The 16,129-nt window shown below is 59.2% G+C and carries 15 protein-coding genes and 1 pseudogene; 7 read left to right on the forward strand and 9 right to left on the reverse strand.

Annotated elements, in window-relative coordinates; genetic code table 11:
• Positions 1 to 1,415, reverse strand: a pseudogene (locus tag ACIF4X_RS07890) (aconitate hydratase B); the annotation flags it as partial.
• A 468-nt stretch (positions 1,416 to 1,883) separates the two neighbouring features.
• Here ACIF4X_RS07890 and ACIF4X_RS07895 point away from each other — a divergent pair.
• On the forward strand, positions 1,884 to 2,354 hold the full coding sequence (locus tag ACIF4X_RS07895) for a DUF1289 domain-containing protein (RefSeq protein WP_064117650.1): 471 nt from the start codon (positions 1,884 to 1,886) through the stop codon (positions 2,352 to 2,354).
• 92 nt (positions 2,355 to 2,446) lie between these two features.
• Here ACIF4X_RS07895 and ACIF4X_RS07900 read toward each other — a convergent pair whose 3' ends face one another.
• Positions 2,447 to 3,310: a universal stress protein gene (locus ACIF4X_RS07900; protein ID WP_397481670.1), complete on the reverse strand. Its 864-nt coding sequence runs from the start codon at positions 3,308 to 3,310 to the stop codon at positions 2,447 to 2,449.
• A 159-nt stretch (positions 3,311 to 3,469) separates the two neighbouring features.
• Here ACIF4X_RS07900 and ACIF4X_RS07905 point away from each other — a divergent pair, with 159 nt between their 5' ends.
• The 3 genes from ACIF4X_RS07905 to ACIF4X_RS07915 all read left to right on the forward strand — a co-directional run bounded on the left by ACIF4X_RS07905 (position 3,470) and on the right by ACIF4X_RS07915 (position 6,208).
• Positions 3,470 to 4,072 (forward strand): tRNA-(ms[2]io[6]A)-hydroxylase, encoded by a 603-nt coding sequence (locus tag ACIF4X_RS07905; protein WP_397481671.1) that lies wholly within the window; start codon positions 3,470 to 3,472, stop codon positions 4,070 to 4,072.
• A 141-nt stretch (positions 4,073 to 4,213) separates the two neighbouring features.
• A complete protein-coding gene (locus ACIF4X_RS07910; protein WP_277761671.1) occupies positions 4,214 to 4,921 on the forward strand; it encodes a winged helix-turn-helix domain-containing protein in 708 nt (235 codons plus the stop codon).
• The gene (locus tag ACIF4X_RS07915; protein WP_397481672.1) at positions 4,922 to 6,208 is read left to right on the forward strand and encodes an ATP-binding protein; all 1,287 of its coding nucleotides are present in this window, start codon (positions 4,922 to 4,924) and stop codon (positions 6,206 to 6,208) included. It abuts the gene before it with no gap.
• A 132-nt stretch (positions 6,209 to 6,340) separates the two neighbouring features.
• On the opposite strand, the gene ACIF4X_RS07920 is transcribed toward ACIF4X_RS07915, so the two are convergent.
• Positions 6,341 to 8,539: a TonB-dependent siderophore receptor gene (locus tag ACIF4X_RS07920; protein ID WP_397481673.1), complete on the reverse strand. Its 2,199-nt coding sequence runs from the start codon at positions 8,537 to 8,539 to the stop codon at positions 6,341 to 6,343.
• Positions 8,540 to 8,763: 224 nt separating this feature from the next.
• Entirely contained in the window at positions 8,764 to 9,252 is a 489-nt protein-coding gene (locus ACIF4X_RS07925; RefSeq protein ID WP_397481674.1) for a GFA family protein, read from the reverse strand.
• Positions 9,253 to 9,389: 137 nt separating this feature from the next.
• Here ACIF4X_RS07925 and glsB point away from each other — a divergent pair, with 137 nt between their 5' ends.
• Both glsB and ACIF4X_RS07935 read left to right on the forward strand, forming a co-directional pair.
• The gene (gene glsB / locus ACIF4X_RS07930; protein ID WP_007911001.1) at positions 9,390 to 10,298 is read left to right on the forward strand and encodes a glutaminase B; all 909 of its coding nucleotides are present in this window, start codon (positions 9,390 to 9,392) and stop codon (positions 10,296 to 10,298) included.
• A 198-nt stretch (positions 10,299 to 10,496) separates the two neighbouring features.
• A complete protein-coding gene (locus ACIF4X_RS07935; RefSeq protein ID WP_397481675.1) occupies positions 10,497 to 11,999 on the forward strand; it encodes an aldehyde dehydrogenase family protein in 1,503 nt (500 codons plus the stop codon).
• A 50-nt stretch (positions 12,000 to 12,049) separates the two neighbouring features.
• On the opposite strand, the gene ACIF4X_RS07940 is transcribed toward ACIF4X_RS07935, so the two are convergent.
• From ACIF4X_RS07940 to cynS, 3 genes are all read right to left on the reverse strand, one after another.
• A complete protein-coding gene (locus tag ACIF4X_RS07940; protein WP_397481676.1) occupies positions 12,050 to 12,709 on the reverse strand; it encodes a carbonic anhydrase in 660 nt (219 codons plus the stop codon).
• 12 nt (positions 12,710 to 12,721) lie between these two features.
• Complete coding sequence (locus ACIF4X_RS07945; protein WP_397481677.1) at positions 12,722 to 12,958, reverse strand: DUF2790 domain-containing protein; 237 nt, start codon at positions 12,956 to 12,958, stop codon at positions 12,722 to 12,724.
• 81 nt (positions 12,959 to 13,039) lie between these two features.
• Positions 13,040 to 13,507, reverse strand: a complete 468-nt coding sequence (cynS, locus tag ACIF4X_RS07950; RefSeq protein ID WP_016982959.1) for a cyanase — start codon at positions 13,505 to 13,507, stop codon at positions 13,040 to 13,042.
• Between the two features lie 121 nt (positions 13,508 to 13,628).
• Here cynS and cynR point away from each other — a divergent pair, with 121 nt between their 5' ends.
• On the forward strand, positions 13,629 to 14,516 hold the full coding sequence (gene cynR, locus ACIF4X_RS07955) for a transcriptional regulator CynR (protein ID WP_397481678.1): 888 nt from the start codon (positions 13,629 to 13,631) through the stop codon (positions 14,514 to 14,516).
• Positions 14,517 to 14,760: 244 nt separating this feature from the next.
• Here the strand turns inward: cynR and ACIF4X_RS07960 are convergent, their stop codons facing one another.
• Positions 14,761 to 15,090 (reverse strand): hypothetical protein, encoded by a 330-nt coding sequence (locus ACIF4X_RS07960; RefSeq protein WP_397481679.1) that lies wholly within the window; start codon positions 15,088 to 15,090, stop codon positions 14,761 to 14,763.
• A 510-nt stretch (positions 15,091 to 15,600) separates the two neighbouring features.
• Positions 15,601 to 16,104 (reverse strand): GNAT family N-acetyltransferase, encoded by a 504-nt coding sequence (locus ACIF4X_RS07965; RefSeq protein ID WP_397481680.1) that lies wholly within the window; start codon positions 16,102 to 16,104, stop codon positions 15,601 to 15,603.
• Positions 16,105 to 16,129: the final 25 nt, after the last annotated feature.

The following is a 16,129-nucleotide window of genomic DNA, read 5'->3' on the forward strand; positions in this document are numbered from 1 at the left end:
CCGCCGCGGGTCCTGATGAAGTCAGGCAGGGTCTGGTGGGTGGTCACGCCGATCGGCTTTGGATCGGCCGCGGTGTGGCAGAAGGACGGCAGCACCAGATCAGCGGAGAAGCCCAGGCACGCCAGGTCTTTCAGTTCGTCACGGGTCATTGGACCGGTGGTGTCCTGAGAACCCACGGTGGTCATTTTCGGTTCGCAGTAGGTGCCAGGACGGATGCCTTTGCCTTCTGCCAGACCGCAAGCCTTGCCGACCATTTTCTGCGCCAGGGTGTAACCCTTGGTGCTTTCGATTGGTGCATCAGGCTTCTTGAACAGGTCGAACGCTGGCAGACCCAGCTCGGCGCGAGCCTTCTCGGTCAGGCCACGGCCGATGATCAGTGGAATACGGCCGCCGGCACGGACTTCGTCCAACAGCACCGGGGTCTTCATTTCGAAGGTGGTCAGGACTTCGTCGGTGCCGTGTTTGCAGACTTTGCCAGCATGCGGGTACAGGTCGATCACGTCGCCCATGTTCATGTTGGACACGTCGAACTCGATTGGCAGTGCGCCGGCATCTTCCATGGTGTTGTAGAAGATCGGAGCGATTTTGCTGCCGAAGCAGAAACCGCCAGCACGCTTGTTCGGCACGTAAGGAACGTCGTCACCGAAGAACCACAGCACCGAGTTGGTCGCCGATTTACGCGACGAACCGGTACCGACCACGTCACCGACGTAGGCGATCGGGAAGCCTTGACCGCGCATTTCTTCGATCTGCTTCATCGGGCCGATGGCGCCCTGCTGATCAGGAACGATGCCGTCACGGGCCATTTTCAGCATGGCCAGGGCGTGCAGCGGGATGTCTGGACGCGACCAGGCATCCGGAGCAGGGGACAGGTCGTCGGTGTTGGTTTCGCCGGTGACCTTGAACACGCGCAGGCTGATCTTGTCGGCCAGGGTCGGACGGTTCTTGAACCACTCGCCATCAGCCCAGGATTGCAGCACGGCTTTAGCGTGAACGTTGCCGTTCTTGGCTTTTTCCGCGACATCGTGGAACGCATCGAACATCAGCAGGGTGTGCTTGAGTTGCGCAGCCGCGACTGGCGCCAGCTCGGCGTCGTCCAGCAGGTCAACCAGAGTGACGATGTTGTAGCCGCCCTGCATGGTGCCGAGCAGTTCTACAGCGCGCTTTTTGTCCAGCAGCGGGGAGGAAACTTCGCCCTTGGCCAGAGCAGACAGGAAACCGGCTTTAACGTAAGCAGCTTCGTCCACGCCTGGTGGAATGCGATTGGTGATCAGGTCAACGAGAAATTCTTCTTCGCCAGCCGGAGGGTTTTTCAGCAGCTCGACCAGGCCTGCTGTTTGTTCGGCGTTAAGCGGCTGGGGAACGATACCCAGGGCTGCACGCTCTTCGATATGTTTGCGGTAGGCTTCAAGCACAGTTATTACCCTCATCAGTGGTCCCAAATGGGTGTCCGGGACGCTCATCCCGAAATTGCCGTACTCATGCTCCTCACGACGTTGTGGGTCGTTCGGCCAGAATTACCGGCAATTCCTTACAGAAGCTGCTTTCAAAGTTTTACGCCTGCAGAACGGGGAGCTGATGAGGGTTGGCGCTGGATTTTTCCCCGCTGGAAAAATCCCTCGCCAACACCGCTCTGAAGGAACGACTGTGCTCGTGACGCTTTGAAAACAGCTTCTAACGGACATTGGCGCCTTAAAAGGCTGGCTGATTCTACGGCAAAAAAAATTTAAAGGTAAGTCGGGCTCTATTGGACTTTCGTGGCAATGCGCGTGGCCGGGTCAAACGCGCGGTGCGTCTGAGACCCTGATGTTTGAGGGGTGATCAATGCCTGACAAAGGGCTAACATGCCGACCTGTTCCGCGTTTCAGTGTTTTACCTATCTTATGCCCAATCAGACCATCAAGACCCCCTGCGTCGGCCTCTGCTCCACTGTTTACGGTGATCTGGTGTGCCGTGGCTGCAAGCGTTTCCATCACGAAGTGATCCACTGGAATGGGTACAACGAGGAGGAAAAGCGCGCGGTGTGGCTGCGTCTGGAGCAATTGCTGTCACAAGTGATGGCGGCCAAGGTCGAGATTTTCGATTCCGCGCGACTGCGCGAGCAGCTCGAACAGCGCAAGATCCGCTTCGTACCGCATCAGTCGGAATATTGCTGGGCTTATCAGCTGATTGCCCGCGGTGCGCGAGTGATCATTAATCTGGAAGCGTACGGGATGGTGTTGCTGCCGGAGTTTCGTGACTGGAACCTGCCGGAACTGCGTGATGCCATTGATCGGGAATTCTTCCTGCTGTCGGAAGCGCACTACCAGCGCTACATCGCCCCCGGGTTCCTTAAAGACGCCTTTGGCGCCTGAAGGTCAAAAGATCGCAGCGTGCCGCAGCTCCCACAGGTTTGTGTGACGCGTTCTACCTGTAGGAGCTGCCGAAGGCTGCGATCTTTTGATCTTTAATGCTTCACCGCCAACTCCACCAGATGATCCTCGACTTCTTGCGGCTTGAGCACCAGCACATCGCTCTCCAGCGCATCCAGCACCACTTCCGCCGTGTTGCCGATCAACGCCCCTGACAGCCCGGTCCGTGCCACGGTGCCAATCACGGTGACTGACGCCTGCAGCTTGTGCGCCATAAACGGGATCAACACATCCGCCGGGCCTTCCTCGATGTGAAGATGCGCGTCATCAATGTCGAATTCCGCCTGAAACGCGCGGCATTGTTCGCGATAGCGCGCCTCGATGGTTTCACTCAGTTGCAGCGTCGGGTCTGCAGCCGAGAGCATCGGCGAAGGATGCGCCGCGATCACATGCAGATGCGCTTTGGCCAGGCTGGCAATGTCATAGCCGTGATCAATGATCGTCGTGTGCAGGTGCCGGTGTTCACCATCGGCATTGCCCACATCAACCGCCGCCAGAATCACTTTGTCCTTCCAGGAACCGGCGGTTTTCACCAGCAGCACCGGAGTAGGGCAGTGACGCAGCAATTTCCAGTCCGCTGGGGTCAGCAGGGCTTTTTTCAGTGAGCTGTCGGGAAAGTGCTGCTTGATCACCAGCCCACAGCCCTCGGCCTGCTGCACATCGATGATGGTTTCGTGCAGGCTCTCATTCCACGCCTGCTCGGTGGTGACGCTGTAGCCGTCCTCCAGCAACGCGGCTTTGAGCACGCCGAGCATGCCGGCGTGATCGTGCTTCTTGTCGCACACCAACAGGTGCAGGTGGGCCTGGGTCACGCCGGCGATCAACTTGGCGCGCTTGAGCGCCAGGCTTTCCGAATGTTCGGGTTCAATGACCACCAGAATGCTGCGAATGGCTTGCATGAGCGGAGTCTCCAGCAAAGAAAAGGCACGGCGTTGCACAACTATAGTTGCTGCTCATGAGGCTGCGACTTGATGCATATCAACGCCAGCCGCTGGTGGTCTGCGGGCAGGCCGGTATAATCGGCGCCCTTCGCTCGAACACCTTTTACCGTGAGCCCCATGATCCTTCCCGAAATCCACGAATTCCTTGGCTGCCGCACCCCCGACGCCTGGGTCCAGGCCGCACTGGCCGATCAGGAAACTCTGCTGATCGACCACAAGAACTGCGAGTTCAAGGCTGCCAGCACCGCGCTGAGCCTGATAGCCAAGTACCATTCCCACGTCGACCTGATCAACATGATGTCGCGTCTGGCCCGGGAAGAACTGGTGCACCACGAACAGGTCATGCGCATCATGAAACGGCGCAAGATCGAGCTGCGCCAACTGCATGCCGGGCGTTACGCGTCGAGCCTGCGCAAAGTGGTGCGCAGCCACGAGCCGGTGAAACTGGTCGATACGCTGGTGGTCGGCGCATTCATCGAAGCGCGCAGTTGCGAGCGGTTTGAAGCGCTGGTGCCGCACCTGGACGAAGAACTCGGCAAGTTCTACTTTGGCCTGCTGAAAAGCGAGGCGCGGCATTTTCAGGGTTATCTGAAGCTGGCTTATCAGTACGGTGATGCGAAGGATATTGTCCAAGTCATCGACAAGGTTCGTGCCGCCGAGCAGGAACTGATCGAGTCGCCGGATGAAGAGTTCCGCTTTCACAGCGGTGTGCCTGCATAAGATTGTTAAAAACTCTTAAGAGTATGAAACATCACCGAAAACCGGCCCCAGCGGCCGGTTTTTGCTGCCTGAAACAAACGCCACCCCCACGAAAACCGCCATAATGCCGACCACTTCACACATGGGCGGCAGACGGTCGTTATGGATAACCTGGGTTTTGGCAAAGTCCTGCTGGTGGAAGACGATGAGCGCCTCGCGGCGTTGATCGCCCATTTCCTCGAACAACACGGCTACGAGGTGCGCACCGTGCTGCGTGGCGATCTGGCCGTGGCGGCGTTTCTGGAATTCAAGCCGAAAGTGGTGGTGCTCGACCTGATGCTGCCGGGGCAGAGCGGTCTGCACGTGTGCCGCGAAATTCGCAGCGTGTCGGACACGCCGATCGTGATTTTGACTGCCAAGGAAGATGACCTCGACCATATCCTCGGACTGGAATCCGGCGCCGATGACTACGTGATCAAACCGATCAAACCACCGGTGTTGCTGGCCCGACTGCGGGCGTTGCAACGGCGGCAGGTGCCGGACAGCAACGTGGTGAGTTTTATGGAGTTTGGCCAGTTGAGCGTCGATCGCAGTTGCCGTGAAGTGCGGCTGGCGGGCGAGGTCATCGAAATGACCACCATGGAATTCGAACTGCTGTGGTTGCTGGCCAGTGCCGCCGGCAAGGTGCTGTCGCGTGACGACATCCTCAATCGCATGCGCGGGATTGCCTTCGACGGCCTTAACCGCAGCGTCGACGTGTACATCAGCAAGTTGCGCAACAAGCTCAAGGACAACCCCCGCGAGCCGATGTGTATCAAGACCGTGTGGGGCAAGGGTTATCTGTTCAATCCGTTCGCGTGGGAGCTGTAGATGCTGCGGTTATTTCTCGGGCTGTTTCTGGTCATGACAGTGGGGCTAGTGCTGGCGCTGCAGACGGTCGAGCATACCTTCAACGCGTTGCTCGACAATCAGATGCAGGCTTACAACCGTGAGGCGGTGCGCGGTCAGGCGTGGTCGCTGGTCGATCATTTGCAGGGGCGGCAGGGCGCGGATCGTGAGCGGCAACTGGACAGTTTGCGTCCGCACTATGGGCTTTCGCTGAGCCTTGTCGAGGCCGATCAACTCGCGCTGACGGCGCAGGAAAAAGCCGAACTGACGCAGAATCTGCTGGTGATCCGCGACAACTACACCCAGTTCATCAGCAACATCGACGGCGGTTCGCAGGTGCTCAGCATCAAGCTGCCGCCCGAGCCGAGCCTGATGCCGTTCTATATCACGGCCGCCTATGTGATGCTCGCGGTGCTGATCGGTATCGTGCTGTTTTTCTGGGTGCGTCCGCATTGGCGCGATCTGGAAAAGCTGCGCCTGGCCGCCGAGCGTTTCGGCGACAACGATCTCTCGGTGCGCATTCAGTTGTCGAAACGCTCGAACATCCGCGATCTGGCCGAGCACTTCAATCTGATGGCTGCACGCATCGAAGGGTTGATCGCCAATCAGCGTGAACTGACCAACGCCGTTTCCCATGAACTGCGCACGCCGATTGCGCGGCTGTCGTTTGAACTCGACCAGCTCAAACAGCAGCCGGACGCCAGCCAGAACCGCGAGCTGATTGCCGACATGTACGCCGACCTCGGCGAGCTGGAGGAAATGGTTTCCGAACTGCTGACCTACGCCAGCCTTGAGCGTGGCGCGACGGTGATCAAGCGCGAAAACATTCAGGCTGCCAATTGGCTCGACAGCGTGGTCGGCAGCGTCGCGCTGGAGGCCGAAGCGGCGGGGGTGCAGTTGTTGATCGGTGATTGCCGGCTCGACACCGTGCGCATCGAGCCGCGATTCATGGCGCGAGCGGTGATCAATCTGCTGCGCAACGCGATTCGCTATGCCGAGCAACGGGTGGAGGTGACACTGGAGCGCACGGGCGATTATTACCAAGTGCGGGTCAACGACGATGGGCCGGGCGTGCCGGTGGACGGACGGGAGAAAATCTTTGAACCGTTTTCGCGGCTGGATGCCAGTCGGGATCGGCGTACGGGCGGGTTTGGTCTGGGTTTGGCGCTGGTGCGCCGGGTGTCACAGTCCCATGGCGGGCAGGTTGAGGTGGGCGATTCGGCTTGGGGTGGGGCGTCGTTCCGGATGACTTGGGCGCATCTGGATTGAATGCCGTTGCCTGTGCCGGCCCCTTCGCGAGCAAGCTCGCTCCCACACTGGATTTGTGAACACCACAGATCACTGTGGGAGCTGGCTTGCCAGCGATGGGGCCGTCCATGGCACTGCTATTTCAACTGCTGATCAGAAATCCCACTTGGTCGTCAGCATCACATTGCGCGGCTCGCCGTAGAACGTGGTGTCGAAGTTGCCCAGACCCGTCAGGTAACGCTTGTCGAACACGTTGTTGGCGTTGACCGTGAAGCTCAGGTGCTCGTTGTACTGATAGCGGCTCATCAGGTCGACGAGGGTGTAGCCGCCTTGTTTGATCCGTGTGTAGTCGCCCGCCGGGGCGCTGTAGATCTTGCCGTAGAACGCACTCTGCCAGCTCACGCCGCCGCCGACGGTGACCTTGTCCAGCACGCCGGGCAAACGGTAGGTGGTGAAGGTGCGCACCGTGTGCTCGGGCTTGGTGGTCGACAACGGATAGCCGTACATACGCTGCTCATCGGCATCACGGGTACGCGCGTAGGTGTACCCGGCGGAGACGTTCCAGCCTTCGGCCAGTTCGCCGGCCAGTTCCAGTTCCACGCCCTTGGTGGTGGCGCCGTCGATGGCTTTGTAGATGCCTTCGTTGGTTACCGCGTTGGTGCCGATCGATTCGGCAACGCCGTCCTGCTCGATGCGGAAAAACGCCAGGCTGGCGTTGAGGCGACCGTCGAAATACGCCGCTTTCAAACCGCTTTCATAGCTGTCGCCCTCGACCGGCGCGAGGGTCGAACCGTTGGCGTCCTTGTAGGTCTGCGGCTGATAAATACGGGTGTAGCTGGCGTATAGCGAATAGGTGTCGTCGAGGTCATAAATCACCCCGGCGTAAGGCGTGACCACGCCGTGTTCCTTGTAACTGGTGTGGGTGTCGTCGAGACCGGCGCCGGGGTTGTAGCGGTAGTCTTCGTTGTATTTGAAGGTGCTCAAGCGGCTGCCGAGAATCACCGACAGATCATCGGTCGGGCGCAGGCGCGTGGCCAGGTAAATGCCGTTCTGGCTCTGCGTGCGCTCGTATTTGCCGTTTTTCGGGAAGTCCTGTTTCGGCAGATTGCCCTCCCAGTCGTAAATGCTGCCCGGGACTTCGGAAAACGCACTGGTGTCGTAGGTCGAACCGGTCTGGCGCGAGTGCGAGGTCATGACCCCGGCGATCAGCTCATGCTCGCGACCGCCCAGCGTGAACGGACCGGAGACATTGACGTCAGCGGTGTTCTGCACGCGATGACCTTCCCAGCGCCCCCAATACATGAACATGCCTTCACCCGTGGCGCGGTTCGGATTACCGCCGCTGGCCGAGGCCAGACGCGTGTCGTGATCGGTGGTTTTCTGGTCGAGGCTGACCTTGAATTTCCAGTCGCTGGCCAGCGCCTGCTCCAAGGAGGCGAAGTAGGTGATGTTGTCGAAATCGCGGCGACTCCAGTCGGCGGCAGAGTTGAAATGCCGCCCGAAATCAGTTCGCCCGCCATCGGCGAAGTACACCGGGTTGCCGGTCCACGACGAACCGCGTGGTGTGGTGCTGGATTTGTCCACGCCGAAGGTCAGCAGGGTGTCGTCGCTCAGATCCGCTTCGAGGATGCCGTAGAACAGGTCTTTGCGCTGGCTGTAGTGATCCAGGTAAGAGTTCTGATCGGAGTAGGCGCCGACGAAACGTCCGCGCACGTTGCCCGACTCAGTCAGCGAACCGGAAATATCACCGACAGTGCGGTAGGCATCCCATGAGCCGACGGTGCCGCTGATCGAGGCTTTGAATGCCTTGGTCGGCTTTTTGCGAATCAGGTTGACCGTGGCCGACGGGTCGCCGGAGCCGGTCATCAGGCCGGTCGCGCCTTTGATGATTTCAATGCGGTCGATGCTCGCGGCATCATCGCCATTGTTCGGGTTCTCGCCGTAAACGCCATCGTAGGGAATGTTGATGCCGTCGTACTGGAAGTTGGTGATCGCCAGGCCGCGCGCTGAAAACTCGGTCCGGTCGCTGTCGTACTTCTGCATGGAAATGCCGGGGGTATTGCGCAGCGCATCGCCGATGCTTTGCACGCCGCGATCGTCCATTTGCTGACGGGTAATGACCGTCACCGACTGCGGGGTTTCGCGGATCGACAGCGGCAGGCCGGTGGCCGAGGACATGGCTCCGGTGGTGTAAGAACGGGTGTCTTCAGTAGTGGCGCCGAGGCCTTGGGCGGAAATGTTGGTGGCGCCCAGTTGCAGGGACTGGTCGGTTTTTTCAGCGGCGTTGGCAGAAATGCTCAGCAGGGCCAGTGCCAGCGGGCACAGGGCAAAACGAAAACGGAGGTGCGACATGGAGACCCCTTTGCATCGAATCGATCGGTAGTTGAAGTGCTTCTGAGGGGTTAACCGAACGAGTGCGGGAAAAGGGAACTGCAAAAATCAAAAGGTAAAAAAAGAACCTTGTGGGAGCTGGCTTGCCAGCGATAGCGGTGGGACAGCCAACATTGATTTTGAACAAGCTGTCCTCATCGCTGGCAAGCCAGCTCCCACAGGGATAGAGGAATGGCGGCGATTGTCTATCGGGTCAAACCGAGGCGTTCATGCCATTGGGCGATGGATTCTTCGGGGTAGACGTCGAACTGTTGGTCTTTGGTTTTGGCCTCGACTTCCACCCACGGCGCTTTCGAACCCAGCATCAGAAGCGTGTGCTCCGGCGGCACCGGCAACGGTGTGTCGATGGCCGAAGCGAACGGGTGGATCAGCTCCGGCCACTCCGGGCTGAACAGCCACAAGCCGCTGCCGCACAGTGAACAGAAATGCCGTTCGGCGGTGCTGCGATGGGCGCGTTTGGCGCCGTCGTCCTTCATCTTCGCGTGATAGATGCTGATGTGTTTACGCCCGCGCACCTTGAGGCTGGTCGCGTCGCCGCCGAGGTTGATCGCATAACCGCCGCCACCCTGAGTCTTGCGGCAGATCGAGCAATAACAGCGTTGATAAGGGTAGGGGTGGGCGCTGGTGAGACTGAATGTGACCTCGCCGCAATGGCAGGAGCCTTCGAGATGCATGGGTGCTCTCCCGTTTTGAATGTGTGGTTGAGCCTAGAACATTCAGTGCGATGGCGGCCGGTGTGATTCGACGGGCGGGCGCAGCGTCTAGCCCCAGTGTCCCCGCAATCCCATGGGGCGAGACTTCGGAACCCGGCATGCAAGCGCTGTTGAACGAGATTCTTGACGCTGTCCGCCCGCTGATCGGGCAGGGCAAGGTGGCTGACTACATTCCTGCCCTCGGCACCGTGCCGGCCAATCAACTGGGCATCGCCGTGTACGGCAACGACGGCGAGATGTACTGCGCCGGTGACGCCGAGACGCCGTTCTCGGTGCAGAGTATTTCCAAGGTGTTCAGCCTGGTGCAGGCAATCGACCATTCCGGCGAAGCGATCTGGGAGCGCCTCGGTCACGAGCCGTCCGGGCAACCGTTCAACTCGCTGGTGCAGCTGGAATTCGAGCGCGGTCGGCCACGCAACCCATTCATCAATGCCGGCGCGCTGGTGATCTGCGACATCAACCAGTCGCGCTTCGCCGCACCTACTTTGTCGATGCGCGATTTCGTCCGCCGACTGTCGGGCAACCCGCAGATCATGATCGACGGCAAAGTCGCCGACTCCGAATACCAGCACCGCGCGCGCAATGCGGCGATGGCGTATCTGATGCAGTCGTTCGGCAACTTTCACAACGACGTCGAAGCGGTGCTGCGCAGCTATTTCAGCCATTGCGCGTTGCGTATGAACTGCATTGATCTGGCCCGGGCGTTCTGCTTTCTGGCCAACGACGGTTTTTGCAAACACAGCGGCGAACAGATCCTCACACGTCGGCAAACCCAGCAGGTCAACTCGATCATGGCCACCAGCGGGCTGTATGACGAGGCGGGTAACTTCGCTTATCGCGTTGGCTTGCCGGGCAAGAGTGGTGTTGGCGGCGGGATTGTCGCGGTGGTGCCAGGGCAGTTCACGGTGTGCGTGTGGTCGCCGGAGTTGAATGCGGCAGGGAACTCGCTGGCGGGGATGGCGGCGCTGGAGATGCTGAGTGCGCGGATTGGCTGGTCAGTCTTCTGACCCGATCCGTCAAACACCAAAAACCTGTGGGAGCTGGCTTGCCAGCGATGAGGTCCTGTCAGTCACAATAAATTGGACTGAACCACCGCTATCGCTGGCAAGCCAGCTCCCACAGGTTTCTTTAGTGTTTGATGAGGTGTATTTCATCGAGTAATCCGCTACATTTTCCGGCCGCCCTTTGCATGGTGAATCCGCTTCATGTCTCTCGCGCTCGAACGTCTAGTCGCTGGCACGCCGATCCCTTTCGCTGGTAACCGCGTCACCGTGGTCAGCCCCGAACTGGCCGCGCGGTTTCAGCCCGGTGACCATTTGCTGGTGGAGCAGGTCAGTGGCGAGTTGCTGCTGATCCCGGTGGCGGATCAGCAAGCGGCGAACGTGGCGATCGAGCGCGCAGCCGCGGCATTCATCGCGCTGTCGGCGGTTTCCGATGCGGCGATCAGCCAGTTTTTTGACCTGTTCGCGCAGCGTCTGGAAACTCCCGAGTGCTGGGCGCACATCGAAACCGCCAACCTTGCCGACATTGAGCGGGCCAAGGCGCGCGGCCGCTCCACCACCCGCCTGTTCGCTGATGAGCGCATGCGTGGCGACATGATCGCCGGCCTGCGCGCCTGGCGTGATGCGGCAGCGACGCGCGGAAAAGTCATCAGCAGCGTTGAACATGACGGCTGGAAGGTCGAACAAGTGGTCTCGCCGCTGGGCATCGTCGCGTTTGTCTTTGAAGGTCGGCCGAATGTGTTCGCCGACGCGGCGGGTGTTTTGCGCACCGGCAACACCGCCGTACTGCGCATCGGCAGCGATGCGTTGGGCACCGCGCAAGCGATTGTCACTCACGCCTTGAACCCGGCGCTGGCCGAGGCTGGTCTGCCGGCCGGTGCGGTGTCGTTGGTGGAAAGTGTCAATCATGCTGCCGGTTGGGCGATGTTCGCTGATCGGCGTTTGTCGTTGGCGGTGGCGCGCGGTTCGGGTCGTGCGGTCAGTCAGTTGGGCAGCATTGCCCAGCAAGCCGGCACCGCCGTCAGCCTGCACGGTACGGGTGGTGCGTGGTTGATTGCCGATCGTGATGCCGATGCCAAACGCTTTGCCGCCGTGGTGCGCAACTCGCTGGACCGCAAGGTCTGCAATACGTTGAACGTCTGCCTGATCCAGCGTGATCGTGCGGCGGAACTGCTGCCGTTGTTTCTCGATGCGCTGCAACAGGCCGGTACGGCACGTGGCCAGGGCTGCAAATTGCACATCGTTGAAGGCAGTGAACGTTATCTGCCGAGTGAGTGGCAGAACGCGACGGTCGAGGTTTATCGCGCCGAGGGTTACCAGACTGAAGCACTGGCCGAGCCCTTGGCAGAGTCCGAGTTGGGTCGCGAGTGGGAATGGGAAGAAACCCCGGAAGTCAGTCTGATGATCGTTGACGATCTGGATCAGGCAATCAGTTTGTTCAACCGCTACAGCCCGCAATTTACCGTGTCGTTGATCAGTGAAGATGCCGCCGTGCAAGCGCGTTTTTACAACGCGGTGAATGCGCCGTTCGTGGGCAATGGCATTACCCGTTGGGTCGATGGGCAGTACGCGCTGAACAAGCCGGAACTGGGGCTTTCGAACTGGGAGAGTGGGCGTTTGTTTGCGCGCAGTGCGATTCTTTCGGGGGATGGTGTATTCACTGTGCGCAGCCGCATGACTCAGGTCGATCTCACGGTAAAACGCTGAGCTGGCGGACAATGAGCGTTCCCACGCTCCAGCGTGGGAACGATCAATGCTCAGGCAGCGTGGGTGGCTTGCGCGTGGATTGCGCAAGTCGCCGGTTGCTCCGCCAGCGGCACAAACGTGCGGCGGTCCGAGGACAGCGCATCGATCGAGCCGGTCTCGATGTCATACACCCAGCCATGCAGATTCAGCAGACCTTTCTCCTGTGCCAGACGCACGCTCGGGTGGGTCTGAATGTTCGCCAGCTGTGCGATCACGTTTTCGCGCACCATCGAACTCAATTTCGCCGCGTCATTGGCATGCGGCCGCGCCTCGTTAACCACTTTCGCCGACTCGGCATGCTGCAACCAGCCGCTGACGGCGGGCAGATGATCCATGCATTTGCACTTGGCGATTGCCGTCATCGCGCCGCAGTCCGAATGGCCGCAAATCACAATATCCGTTACGCCAAGCACCGCCACCGCGTATTCCACCGTCGCCGACACCCCGCCCGGATGCGGGCTGTAGGACGGCACGATATTGCCGGCGTTTCGGATCACGAACAGCTCGCCGGGTTCTTGTTGAGTCAGCAGTTCCGGCACGACACGACTGTCGGAACAGGTGATGAACAAGGTTCCGGGCTGTTGCGTGGTCGCCAGGTGTTTGAACAGTTCGGTGCGTTGCGGAAACGCTTCGTTCTGGAATTTCAGGAAGCCATCAATCAGGTTTTTCATGGTGTTGTCCTCTCAGTTCGAGCAACCGCTGCCGAATTCGCTGTATTGAAGAATGTGTTTGCCGCCGTGGCTGTCCAGATACGTCATCTCCACCGGCACCACGCCACACACATCGGCAACCGGGGTAATGTCCAGCACTTGGGCGATATCCAGTGGCATGCCGTAGCGGTAGGCGACGGCCTCGTCAGCGGCAGATGCCTGGGCGCAAAAGCCGCCGAGCAGGGCCAGAATCAACAGAATTTTTTGCATGGGGCAGCCTCCAGATGCGTTTGGTGACGGGTAGCCATTTGAGGTGAGTTGGCCCGCACGCAGGGCGCGGGCCGGTGCGGATCAGAACGGACGCAGGGGCAGGAACTTGCCGTCGAGGGTGACCACTGCGCGGGAGCCGCCTTCCGGGTCTTCGACTTTCTTGATGTCGAGTTTGAAGTTGATCGCACTGATGATGCCGTCGCCGAACTGCTCGTGAACCAAGGCTTTGAGGGTGGTGCCGTAGATCTGGATCATCTCGTGGAAGCGGTAGATGGTCGGGTCGGTCGGCACGCCACTGAGGCTGCCACGCAGCGGGATGATCTGCATCGCTGCGACGTCTTCAGCGCTCAGTTCCAGCTTGTCACCGACCACTTGGGCGGCGTTTTCCGGCAGCGGGTGCTGGCCGAGCAGGGCAGCGGTGACGTATGCCAGGCTCAGGCCAGTGCCGTCGGCGAGATCCTGCCACGACAGATCTTTGCGTGCCTTGGCATCGAGAACGCGGGTGGTCAGGGCCAGGCTGGTGTCGTTGTAGGCGTGGGACTGTTGCATGGTGTCACTCCTTTCAGGGGTTGGCTTGCTGTGTGGGATTGATCTTCTGCCGATTAATCCATAGCGTCCAAGACCGATATACAATGCTTGGCATAAGCCCTGCCTATAGATGGTGATTCCCATGCTGCTGCGACATTTGCGTTATCTGCTGGCCGTTGCCGATCACGGCGGCTTCACCCGTGCCGCCGAGGCACTGCACGTGTCGCAGCCGACCTTGTCGCAACAGATTCGCCAACTGGAGGAAACCCTCGGAGTGAATCTGTTTGATCGCACCTCGCGAACGGTCAAACCCACCGATGCCGGTGAGGCTTACATCGAATGCGCGCGCCGGGTGCTGGTAGAACTGGAGGCGGGCAAGCGCGCGTTGCATGACGTGAAGGATTTGTCTCGTGGGACGCTGCGTCTGGCGATGACGCCGACGTTCATGGCGTATCTGGTCGGGCCGTTGGTGCGCGACTTTGCCGCGCGCTATCCGGGGATTCATTTACAGATATTCGAGTTGTCGATGGACGACATCGAGGCGGGGCTGGCGGATGACTCGCTGGATATTGCGATTGCGTTTACGCCGGTGCGCAGCCCTGATATCGAGTGCATCCCGGCGTTTACCGAAACGTTGGGGATCATGGTTGGGCGTGAGCATCCGCTGTATGACAGCCACTCGGTACTGACGCCGGGGGAAATCGCTTCGCTGGACTTTGCCTTGTTGGCGCCGGACTTCATCACGCGGTTATCGGTGGACGAGTATTTCCGCCAAAACGGGATTACACCGCAGGTGCGGATCGAGGTGAATTCGGTGAGTACGTTGCTGGAAGTGGTGCGTTGTTCGCCGATGGCGACGATGCTGCCGCAGGCGATTGCGACGGAGGATCGGGCGTTGCGCCGGTTGCGCGTGGAGAGCGAGGCGCCGCAGCGTGGGGCGGCGTTGTTGCGGCGGCGCAATAATTATCACAGCGCGGCGGCGGTGGCGTTTGTGGAGTTGGTGTTGGACATGGGAAGCCCCTCACCCTAACACTCCCGAAACGTCGGACCGCCCAGAGGGAGAGGGGACTGACCGAGGTGTTTGTGCGATTTACGCCGACCTGAAAGTTTTGAGTCGAACTAAAATTTTAAGCGCAGCACAAATCGGCTCCCTCTCCCTCGGGAGAGGGCTGGGGTGAGGGGCTACAATTCCAGTCACGCCAAATCAATGCAAGCGAACAAAAAAGGCCTGCTTCTTTTAAGAAAGCAGGCCTTTCAATTATTTAATGACTAACTCAGCAGAACCGATCAATCACCCGAACTTCATTCTTGTTCTGCATCGAATCCCACGCCTGTTTCAGCGTTTGCAAAACATTACCGATGAAGTCCCTGTCGGCCGCGGCTTTCTTGCCAACATAACCGTGGCCGCGACGGTACATCTTCAGGCGGGCCAGCAGGTTCTGATGGTTGCGGTCGAACTCTTCTTCGCCAGCATGCGGTGCCAGGCAGTCGATATGCACCTGACCCGACGTGCTGATCCACAGAATATGGCTGTCATGGCTGTCTTTCTGCGCAGCGAACATACGAGCCAGTTCTTCGATAGTAGGTTGATTGTTCAGATTCATGATTTTGCCCCTTGACCAGTCTGGTGATCTTTCAAAGTTGATTCGCTAATACAGGTAGCCCATCGGTTAGTTGATCCCTGGCACCGAAACCAGGACGTCAGCGCTCGCCCGTGTGAAATACGGGGTCGTGCATCTGTTGCATGTAGTCGTGTTGAATAACTGCTACGCAATAGCGTCACAACGAGGAGAAGCAGCGAAAACCGGGAGGCTCCTTGACGACATTTACCGTGTCGACCACAAGCGTCTTGAGAATTTTCGCCAGCGCTTCTCGTCCTTGTACTGGACGTTCAGGCCAGGTCAGCTTCTTCAATCTGCCTTGTGGGCAGCGTGTATCCGGAAAAAACAACTCGGCGGTCAGACGAGTTTGCTCAAGCGTGTTACTCGTGTTCCCGATCGGGGAACGTCTTCATCATGCAAAAGCAAAACGACGCCGTCAACGGTTTTGTAGTGATTATTTTCAAGCACTACATATTGTCGGACAAAGCTGTTTTGGAATGAGAAAGAATCCGTTCAGGCAACGGAAAAAGGCGTGCGCAGCACATAGAAGGTGCATGGATAACCGTCTACTTTGCGCTGCTCCAGGGTGAAGTGGCCGTCGCTCAATAACGGAATCAGTCTGGCCCAGAAGGACTGGGCCGGCAGGTTGGCGTCGATATGGAAAATCTGCCATTGACCGGGGATCTGGCTCAAGAGGGCAGAGACGACAAACTGCGCGACGCCTTGGCCACGAAAGCGCCGGGCGATGAAGAAATAGCCAATGTTGTGTTCGGTACCGGCGACATGGGTTTCGTCATCGACGGTCACAAACCCGGCCAGTTCGCCGTCGACGCAAATCAGGAACGGTCGGGTGGCCGGATGGCGCCAGTAGTCAATTTTTGGCTGGATGGAGAAGAAACCATGATCAGCGAGCTTCAGCGGCAGCCATTCGCTGAAGTCGTACATGTAGAACTGCATGAGGTTTTCGATGATCTCCAGTTCATCGCGCTGAGCAGGGTGCAGTTCGATATTGGCCATGCGCCGGGTTCCTGAAAGTGATGAG

Origin of the sequence: Pseudomonas sp. NPDC085632 (assembly GCF_044541255.1) — a bacterium.
GTDB lineage: Bacteria > Pseudomonadota > Gammaproteobacteria > Pseudomonadales > Pseudomonadaceae > Aquipseudomonas.